9 protein-coding genes are annotated in these 9,877 nt (G+C 59.5%); all 9 read left to right on the top strand.

Annotated elements, in window-relative coordinates; translation table 11 throughout:
- Window positions 1-128: 128 nt before the first annotated feature.
- A complete protein-coding gene (locus ASD70_RS25330; RefSeq protein WP_046068260.1) occupies window positions 129-1,550 on the top strand; it encodes a cytochrome ubiquinol oxidase subunit I in 1,422 nt (473 codons plus the stop codon).
- A gap of 15 nt (window positions 1,551-1,565) precedes the next feature.
- Complete coding sequence (gene cydB / locus ASD70_RS25335; protein ID WP_056847718.1) at window positions 1,566-2,582, top strand: cytochrome d ubiquinol oxidase subunit II; 1,017 nt, start codon at window positions 1,566-1,568, stop codon at window positions 2,580-2,582.
- A gap of 174 nt (window positions 2,583-2,756) precedes the next feature.
- On the top strand, window positions 2,757-3,788 hold the full coding sequence (pstS, locus tag ASD70_RS25340; protein WP_046068258.1) for a phosphate ABC transporter substrate-binding protein PstS: 1,032 nt from the start codon (window positions 2,757-2,759) through the stop codon (window positions 3,786-3,788).
- Window positions 3,789-3,863: 75 nt separating this feature from the next.
- On the top strand, window positions 3,864-4,832 hold the full coding sequence (pstC, locus tag ASD70_RS25345) for a phosphate ABC transporter permease subunit PstC (RefSeq protein WP_046068257.1): 969 nt from the start codon (window positions 3,864-3,866) through the stop codon (window positions 4,830-4,832).
- Window positions 4,829-5,722: a phosphate ABC transporter permease PstA gene (gene pstA, locus ASD70_RS25350; RefSeq protein WP_046068256.1), complete on the top strand. Its 894-nt coding sequence runs from the start codon at window positions 4,829-4,831 to the stop codon at window positions 5,720-5,722. Before pstC ends, pstA begins: the two co-directional genes overlap by 4 nt.
- Before the next feature lie 75 nt (window positions 5,723-5,797).
- Window positions 5,798-6,559 (top strand): phosphate ABC transporter ATP-binding protein PstB, encoded by a 762-nt coding sequence (gene pstB / locus ASD70_RS25355; protein WP_043047778.1) that lies wholly within the window; start codon window positions 5,798-5,800, stop codon window positions 6,557-6,559.
- A gap of 55 nt (window positions 6,560-6,614) precedes the next feature.
- Window positions 6,615-7,313, top strand: a complete 699-nt coding sequence (locus tag ASD70_RS25360; protein ID WP_056847719.1) for a hypothetical protein — start codon at window positions 6,615-6,617, stop codon at window positions 7,311-7,313.
- A complete protein-coding gene (locus tag ASD70_RS25365) occupies window positions 7,313-7,939 on the top strand; it encodes a hypothetical protein (protein ID WP_056847720.1) in 627 nt (208 codons plus the stop codon). Before ASD70_RS25360 ends, ASD70_RS25365 begins: the two co-directional genes overlap by 1 nt.
- A 200-nt stretch (window positions 7,940-8,139) precedes the next feature.
- Window positions 8,140-9,861: a ShlB/FhaC/HecB family hemolysin secretion/activation protein gene (locus ASD70_RS25370; RefSeq protein ID WP_046068253.1), complete on the top strand. Its 1,722-nt coding sequence runs from the start codon at window positions 8,140-8,142 to the stop codon at window positions 9,859-9,861.
- Window positions 9,862-9,877: the final 16 nt, after the last annotated feature.

The following is a 9,877-nucleotide window of genomic DNA, read 5'->3' on the forward strand; positions in this document are numbered from 1 at the left end:
TACCGGGGCGGCCATTACGGCGCCCTGGGTTTCCCTGATCACTGCACATCCGTTTGCCCCAGGCCACCAGGCCTGAGGCACGCCGGGCTAGGTGCGCGTGCGCATCAAGTTTCCATAAGGGTATTGCCATGTTAAATCTCGAGGCGCTGGATCTTGCGCGAATTCAATTCGCCTTCACGGTCTCGTTTCACATTATTTTCCCCGCCATCACCATCGGCCTGGCCAGTTTCCTGGCGGTGCTCGAAGGCTTGTGGCTGAAAACCAACAACGCGGTCTACAAGGACCTGTATCACTTCTGGTCGAAAATCTTCGCCGTCAACTTTGGCATGGGCGTGGTCTCGGGCCTGGTCATGGCCTACGAGTTCGGCACCAACTGGAGCCGCTTCTCGGACTTTGCCGGCAGCATCACCGGACCGTTGCTCACCTATGAGGTGCTGACGGCGTTCTTCCTGGAGGCGGGCTTCCTCGGGGTCATGCTGTTTGGCTGGAACCGGGTAGGGCGAGGCCTGCACTTCTTTTCCACGGTAATGGTCGCCATCGGTACGTTGATCTCGACGTTCTGGATCCTGGCGTCCAACAGCTGGATGCAAACGCCTCAAGGCTTCTCCATCGTCGATGGCCGGGTGATGCCGCTAGACTGGTTCGCTATCGTGTTCAACCCGTCATTCCCGTTCCGCCTGGCGCACATGGCGATTGCCGCGTTCGTTGCCACTGCGTTCTTTGTCGGCTCATCGGCGGCCTGGCACCTGCTGCGTAACAACGACACGCCGGCGGTGCGCAAAATGCTCTCGATGGCCATGTGGATGGCGCTGATCGTGGCGCCGATCCAGGCAATCGTGGGTGATGCCCATGGCCTTAATACTCTGGAGCATCAGCCGGCGAAAATTGCCGCCATTGAGGGGCACTGGGAAAACGTCGGCGATGGTGCGACGCCGCTGGTGTTGTTTGGCATCCCTGACATGCAGGCCGAGAAGACCCGCTTTGCAATCGAAGTGCCGTACCTGGGTAGCCTGATCCTCACCCACAGCCTGGACAAACAGATCCCGGCGCTCAAGAGCTTCCCCAAGGGGGACCGGCCGAACTCGACCATCATCTTTTTCAGCTTCCGCATCATGGCCGGACTGGGCATGTTGATGATCCTTACTGGCTTGCTGGGCTTCGCCTTGCGGCGTAACGGCGCGCTGTATCGCAATCGCCTGTTCCTGCGCCTGGTGTTGTTCATGGGGCCGGCCGGGCTGATCGCCATGCTGGCCGGCTGGATCACCACCGAAGTAGGGCGCCAGCCGTGGGTAGTCTACGGGCTGATGCGCACCGCAGACGCGGCGTCCAATCACAGCGTTACGCAATTGAGCATCTCCCTGGCGTTGTTTGTGCTCATCTACTTCTCTGTATTCGCCGTGGGTATCGGCTACATGATGAAGTTGGTGCGCAAAGGCCCGCAGCCCCATCACGACCATCCGCCACAGGGCGGCCCCGGCCAGGAGCGTACACCACGCCGCCCCCTGTCCGCCGTCACCGAGACGCTCGCGTCCGGCGACCACACCAACTGATCAAGGGGATTGCACATGGGCATTCAAGGTATAGACCTGTCGTTGATCTGGGGCGTAATCATTGCCTTCGGGGTGATGATGTACGTGATCATGGATGGTTTCGATTTGGGCTTGGGCATCCTGTTTCCGCTGATCCCGGACGAGCAGGAACGCGACGTGATGATGAACACCGTGGCGCCGGTGTGGGACGGTAACGAGACGTGGTTGGTGCTGGGCGGCGCGGCGTTGTATGGGGCGTTTCCGCTGGCGTACTCAGTGATCCTGGAGGCGTTGTACCTGCCGTTGATGTTCATGCTGGCCGGGCTGATCTTTCGTGGCGTGGCGTTTGAGTTCCGCTTCAAGGCCAGCGCGCAGAAGCGGCATATCTGGGACATGGCGTTTATCGGCGGCTCGTTCCTGGCGACTTTCTGCCAGGGCGTGGTGATCGGCACCTACATCGCCGGCATTCCTGTGGTCAATCGCCAGTTTGCCGGGGGCAATCTTGATTGGATGTCGCCGTTCCCGTTGTTCTGCGGGGTCGGGCTGGTGGTGGCGTATGCGTTGCTGGGCAGCACCTGGTTGCTGGTCAAGACCGAAGGCATGCTCGAATCGCGCATGCACCTGTTCAGCCGTTACCTGGCCTTCGCGCTGATGGCGGTGGTGGCAGTGCTGTGTGTGTGGACGCCGTGGCTGCACCCGGAAATCGCCCTGCGCTGGTTTGCCCAGGCGCACATTGTGATGTTCGGCGGCCTGATGCTGCTGGGCGTACTGGCACTGGTGGGGCTGTTGAAGAGTTTACGCCAACATCACTCGCACTGGCCGTTCGTATTCACCCTGGTCCTGGTATTTCTGGGGTATATCGGCCTGGCCTTCAGCATCTGGCCGAACATTGTGCCGCCATCCATCAGCTTGTGGGACGCTGCATCGCCGCCCTCTAGCCAGTTATTCATCCTGATTGGCACGCTGTTCATCCTGCCGATCATCCTGATGTACACCTGCTGGAGCTACTACGTATTTCGCGGCAAAGTGAGGATTGGCGATGGCTACCATTAAGGCGCTGGAGGATCCGAGCATTTTAGTCGCATTTTGTTACTAACCAATGCACTAAAAATATAGGGCTGTAGTGGCAAACCGGGACAAAACCCCGGTTTGCCACTCAATTTTCATAAAAATGTAACAACCCTGCTGCACAGTTCGGGAGCCCGTCACCACAACGAGTTCCTTTTAATGAAAAGCTTGATGAAGTCTGCAGCACTGGCCGTTACGGTTTCTCTTTGTGCCTCCTCCATGACCTTTGCCGCCGAGAACGTGCGCCTCACCGGTTCCGGCGCCAGCTTCCCTGCACCGATCTACCTCACCTGGTTCAAGGATTTCAGCAAGAAGACCGCTGGCGTCACCGTGGACTACCAATCCAAGGGCAGCGGCGCCGGTGTGCAGGACTTCCTGAACAAAACCGTCGATTTCGCCGCCAGTGACTCGGCCATGAAAGACGAAGACATCGCCAAGGTGGCCGAAGGCGTGCAGTTGCTGCCGATGACCGCGGGCGAAATCGTGCTGGCCTATAACCTGCCGGGCAATCCCAAGGGGCTCAAGCTGCCACGCGAGGTTTACTCCAATATCTTCCTGGGCAAGATCACCAAGTGGAATGACCCACAGATCGTGGCCGCCAACCCGGACCTGAAGCTGACCGATACGCCGATCACCGTGGTGGTACGTGCGGACTCCAGCGGCACCACGGCGGTCTTCACCAAGCACCTGGCGACCATCAACCCTGAGTTCAAGCAGGCGCTGGGGGAGGGCAACACCGTTAACTGGCCGGCCAGCGACAAGTTTATCAAGTCGCCTAAGAACGACGGCGTGACCGCCACCGTGCGCCAGACGCCGGGCGCTATCGGCTACATCGAATACGGCTTCGCCAAGCTGGCCAAGGTTGACTTTGCCCAGTTGCAGAACAAGGCCGGCCAGTATGTGGTGCCGAACGCCGAAAGCGGTGCCGAGGCCCTGGCCGCGGTGAAGATGCCGGAAAGCCTGGTGGCCTGGTTGCCGGATCCGGACGGTGCCAAGTCCTACCCGATCACTTCCTACACCTGGATGATCTTCCGCAAGGATAACGGTAACCCGGCCAAGGCCAAGGCCATGCGCGAAATGGTCGAATACAGCCTGACCGAAGGGCAGAAAATCGCCGATTCGATGGGTTACATCCCGCTGCCGCAATCGGTGGTCGATCAGGTGCGCAAAGCCTCCGCCAACATCCAGTAATACCCGTGCGGCCGCTCCCGGTGTGTGCTGCCAGCCATGCCGGGAGCGTTTCCCCCTTTGTTCCGGAATTGACCAATGATCAAACCTTTCGTCGTACCGGTTAACCCGGACTCTGCCTGCCAACCTCCCTCGGCAAAGGATTTCCTGGTAGACCGCACCTTCCGTGCGCTTGCGAAAATCGGGGTGGTGCTGATTCTGGCGTTGGTCGTCGCCCTGGTATTCGAGGTGGGACGCAAGGCCCTTCCAGGCATGGAAAAGCACGGCTTCGATGTGCTGCTTGGCAGTGTCTGGGACGTTAACCAAGGCAAGTACGGCATTCTTCCGGCCATTTGGGGCACGCTCTACAGCGCCCTGATTGCGCTGCTGATTGCAGGCGCCTTCGGAGTCAGTATGGCGATTTTCCTGACCCAGGATTTCCTGCCGGCGAAGCTGGCCGCGGTATTTCGTACCATCGTCGAATTGCTCGCGGCCATCCCCAGCGTGGTGTATGGCCTGTGGGGCATCTACGTGGTGATCCCGGCGATCCGGCCCCTGACCACCTGGTTGAACAGCGAGCTGGGCTGGATACCGTTTTTCGGCACCTCGTTGAGCGGGCCCGGGTTGCTGCCGGCGGCGCTGGTATTGGCGATCATGATTCTGCCGACGATTGCCGCCGTGTCCCAGGACGCGCTGACCAGCGTGCCGATGAAAACCAAACAGGCCGCCTATGGCATGGGCACCACCCACTGGGAAGCGATTCTCAAGGTGATGGTGCCATCCGCCGCCACCGGTATCTTCGGTTCCCTGGTACTCGGCCTGGGCCGCGCACTGGGCGAAACCATGGCGCTGGCGATGCTGGTGGGCAACGCCAACAACATTTCACTTTCGCTGTTCGCGCCGGCCAATACCCTGGCCGCCTTGTTGGCACTGAACTTCCCCGAAGCCGGGCCCAACGAGATCGAGGTGTTGATGTACGCCGCCCTCGTGCTGATGTTCATCACGCTGCTGGTGAACGTTATCGGCTCCATGATCATGCTCTACGCTCAGCGGGGTACTAAACAATGACTAACCTCACGTCCCCTATAACCGCGGTGCCGAGCCTGCAACGCAAATTCGAAGGGCGTGCACTGCGTAGCCTGGTGTTGACTACGCTGGTGTGGCTTGGCGCGCTGCTCGCCAGTGTGCCGCTGATTTCCGTGCTCTACATGCTGATCACCCGTGGCGGCGCACGCTTGAGCCTGGAGGTGTTCACCGAACTGCCGCCCACCGGCTTCGAGACCGGCGGCGGGTTCGGCAACGCGATGGCCGGTACCTTTGTGATGGTCGGCATCGCTGCCGCTATCGCGGTGCCGGTCGGCATCCTGGCCGCGATCTTCCTGGCCGAATTGGGACCGGACAGCAAGCTGGCGAACACCGCGCGCTTTGCCGCCAAGATGCTCACGGGCCTGCCGTCGATCCTGGCCGGGGTGTTTGCCTATGCGCTGGTGGTGATGACTACCGGCACCTATTCGGCACCCGCAGGTGGTGTGGCATTGGCGGTATTGATGCTGCCGATCGTTGTGCTGACCGCTGAAGAGTCGATGCGCATGGTGCCCAAGGTCATGAAGGACGCCGCCTACGGCATGGGCTGCACCCGTTCCCAGGTGATCTGGAAAATCATCTTGCCCACCGGCCTGCCGGCGATCCTCACCGGCGTGATGCTCGCCGTGGCACGCGCTGCGGGCGAAACCGCGCCGCTGTTGTTTACCGCGCTGTTCAGCAACTACTGGATCTTCCACGACGGCGACCTGTCGGTGATGAACCCGACCGCCTCCCTTGCGGTGCTGATCTACAACTTCTCCGGCATGCCCTTCGACAACCAACTCGAGCTCGCCTGGGCGGCCTCGTTGGTGTTGGTGATGATCGTGCTGGTCGTCAATATCGTCAGCCGTATTTTCGGCAAGCCCAAGTATTAAGAACGGGAGCATCTGAATTTGAACGTATCAACTGCGCAAGTAGCCGCTCCGTTTGTCACCCAGTCGCCTGTGGTCATGGACTGCAAGCTGGACAGGATCTTCTACGGCAACTTCATGGCGGTGCGTGACAGCCATGTGCCGATTGAAAAAAACAAGATCACCGGCTTCATCGGCCCGTCGGGCTGCGGCAAAAGTACCGTGCTGCGCAGCCTCAACCGCATGAACGATTTGGTGAAGGGCTTTCGTTTCGAAGGCCATGTGCATTTCCTCGGCCAAGACGTGTATGGCAAGGGCGTCGATCCGGTGGTGGTACGCCGCTACATCGGCATGGTGTTCCAGCAGCCCAACCCGTTTTCCATGAGCATCTTCGACAACGTTGCGTTCGGCCTGCGCCTGAACCGCTACAAGGGCGACCTGGGCGATCGCGTCAAGCACGCCTTGCAGGGTGCGGCGCTGTGGGACGAGGTCAAGGACAAGCTCAAGGTCAGCGGCCTGTCGCTTTCCGGCGGTCAGCAGCAACGTTTGTGTATTGCCCGTGCGATCGCCACCGAGCCGGAAGTGCTGCTGCTCGATGAGCCTTGCTCGGCACTCGACCCGATTGCGACCCGCCGGGTCGAAGAGCTGATGGTGGAGTTGAAGAAGGACTACACCATCGCCCTGGTGACCCACAACATGCAGCAGGCCATCCGCGTGGCGGATACCACGGCGTTTTTCTCGGTGGATATTTCCCAGGGCACCCGCACTGGCTATCTGGTAGAGATGGGCCCGACCACCCAGGTGTTCGGCAACCCACGGGAAAAAATGACCGAGGATTACATCAGCGGTAAGTTCAGCTGAGCCATCCATGTTCGATAAAGGCGGTACCTGTGCCAACGTCTTCCCGGGAATATCAATGCCTGTAACCCATCGTCTTGATTTGTCAGCGATTGAACGCGCCCTGCGTAAAGTGCAGGGCCGCTTCGCCGAGCTCAGCACGCAATTTACCGAGCCGCGTGACCCCTTGACCGACGAAGTGCTGCTCAATGTGCTTGAGGGTTACGCGCTGGTTGACGACTATGTGGCCCGGGGTGTCGACCTGTTTGATCTTCATCATCTGGACTTGATGCTGGAGATCAATGCCACGGTCCTGTGCGGTCGAGACCCGGCGCGTCGGGTGGAATACGCCCAGCACCTGGCCGCGACCGAGGAGCACTTCTTCAACAACGTTGAAGGCGGCATCAAGGACTTGTTCAATTGGTATTGCGCGTATCGCAGTGAGTCCGTCTGGAAGCGGGCGGCGGGTGTGTATGTACGTATCCTCAGCAAGCCGCAGTTGTTTATCGAAGGTAACAACCGCAGCGGCTCGCTGATCGTCAGCTACCTGCTGATGCGCTCCGGTTTACCACCCTTCGTGCTGACACTGGAAAATGCCGAGGGCTATTTCAACCCATCCTCGGTGATCCGCAACTCGGCCAAGCATGGCGTCAAGGCGTTGTATGAATTGCCCAAGATCAAGAAAAAATACGCGGCTTTCCTGGAGGAACAGGCCCCTGATCCAAAGGTGTTTTTTTTGAGCGACACACCGCAGCCCATCTATGGAGGAGGCCACTGATGCGTTGGTATCCAACACTCGCGGGCAAATGCCGAACGTCCGCCCGCCGAGTCGTACGAGCCCTGTCCACGCGCGCGTTCACGCGCCCGCAGGTACGGATCTCGTTTGATATCGACGACACCCTGGCCTGCCAGCTCCATCACTCCGCCGTGGAGAGCAGCTGGCTACCAGCCTGCGTCCATCGCTGGTGGGGCGAGCCGCTGCGTATCGGCACCCGTTCCCTGACCCGCGAGCTGCGGCGCCAGGGTTGCAGTATCTGGGTGTACACCTCGTCCGGTCGGGCACCTTCTTATATCAGGCGTTGGTTGATGCTGTACGGCATCCGCGTTGACGGGGTGGTAAATAGCACCCTGCATAACGACGCCCTCAGTGCGCACGGGCTGGCCAATACACCGTCGAAATTCCCGCCGGCTTTCGATATTGATTTGCACGTGGATGACTCCGAGGGCGTGCGCATTGAAGGTCACGATCATGGCTTTCGTGTGGTCGTGGTTGACCCGCAGGATGAGCAGTGGGCGCAGAGAGTGCTCGATGCGGTGGCGGGGGTTCAGGCGCAATTGGTCAGGCAGCAAATGCCTCGATATCACCAGACGGCACGTCAAGGCGCTGAGGTTTTTTCTTCCTGAAGTCAAACGGGTGTCACGCAAAATACGCTTGAATGCCCGTGGCCTATGATGAGTGTGCAGACGAAAAAGTCATACTTTTCAGCGTGATTCGCCGAGTGTTAGAGATCAAACAAACTTACTCGCTTAATTGACGCCATCAAAATGACATCCTATGATCGCCCTCCATTGGTGGCTTAAGGCCACATAGAGGGATCTAGAGAATGTGGCGTTTACAGCGTCGGACCAGGTTCAGCCTGCTGTCCGCTTTTTTTTGCCTGGGCATTGTTGGAGGGGCGCACGCCGCCACGCCGCAGAACGCCCCAGGCATCACCGACCTGATCCGGGATCGCCAGGACCGCCTGCTTGAGGATCAACAACGGCGGATCGAAGAGCTCAAGGACCTGCCTGGAAAGTCCGCGGCGCCTGCTGCACCGGTCGCGCCTGTCGACACCCGCTGCTTCCCGATCAAAACCATCGAACTGGGTGGTGCTGATGCGCTGACCGAAGGTGAGCGCACGGGTCTTATCAAGCCCTATATCGGCCAATGCCTGGGCGTACCGCAGCTCAACGAAGTGCTCAAGGTCATCACCGACCGCTATTTGGCCAAAGGCCTGGTTACCAGTCGTGCCTACCTGCTTCAGCAGGACCTTTCCAGCGGCAACCTCAAGATCCAGGTGGTCGAAGGCCGGCTGGAAAGCCTGAAGGGCGCCGAAGGCAGTGGCATCACCGACCGCCAATTGACCATGAGTTTCCCCGGCAAGCAGGGCGAACTGCTCAATCTGCGCGAAATCGAGCAGATGGTCGATCAGTTGAATCGCTTGCCGTCGAACCAGGCGCAGATGGAGCTGGCGCCGGGCAAAGCCGTGGGTGGCAGCGATGTACTGGTCAAAAACACCCCGCAAAAGCCCTGGCGTGTAGGTCTGTCGCGGCATAACGGCGGCCAGCGCAGCACCGGTGAGCAGCAGTGGGGCGCCAGTCTTGACTGGGATAACCCGCTCGGCCTGGCCGATCAGCTTTCGCTGCGTGGCGGCCACGATGCCGTCAGCGATCATCAACGCACCTCACGCAATTCGATGCTCAGCTACAGCGTTCCATTTGGCTGGTGGAACCTCTCGTACAGCTACATCGAAACTGAGTATCGCTCCCAGGCCCAGGCCAACAACTTCAAGTTCAAGCAGACCGGCGACAGCCAGAATCATCAGTTGCGCCTGGAACGGGTTATCCATCGTGACGCTTTGAGCAAGACATCCCTGAACACTGGCATTGCCTATCTTCGTACCAACAACTTCATCGAAGACAGCAAGCTGGCCTTGAGCAGCAACCGCCTCAGTGAAGCGCAATTGGGTATCAACCACGGTCGGCGTATCGGCGGCTCATTCCTCAATATTGACCTTGGCATGCAAAACGGCATCGGCGCATTCGACGCCCAGGCCAATCACCACCCAAAGCCTGGCCAGGCCGATGCGCGCTACCGCAAATACACCGCCACGCTGAGCTATCTGTACCCGTTCAAACTCTGGGGCGAGTCCCTCAGCTTCAGCAGTTTGATGACCGGCCAGCACAGCGAAGATGTGTTGTTCAGCCCACAGCGCATGAGCCTGGGTGGACAGTCGTCGATTCGTGGCTACAAAGACCAAATGCTGGCGGGCGACAGCGGCGGCTATTGGCGCAATGACCTGCGCTGGAGCCGGCCGGTGACTTGGGCCTGGATGCAGCCAGTGTTCACTGAATACGGCACCAGCCTCGGCTACGACCAGGGCGTGATTAGCCACGGCCGCTATAACGCTGAGCAGCACGGGCGCATGAGCAGCAACTCGGTGGAGTTGTTTGCGCGCGGTAAGAACGTCGCGGCCAGCGTGACCTTTGCACACTCTTTGGAACGACCGGAAGCGATCACGGACCGTGAAGCGCCGATCTATTTCCGTGTGGATTTTTTCCTTTAAATTTTTGACCGCCCTC

Origin of the sequence: Pseudomonas sp. Root569 (assembly GCF_001427465.1) — a bacterium.
GTDB lineage: Bacteria > Pseudomonadota > Gammaproteobacteria > Pseudomonadales > Pseudomonadaceae > Aquipseudomonas > Aquipseudomonas synxantha.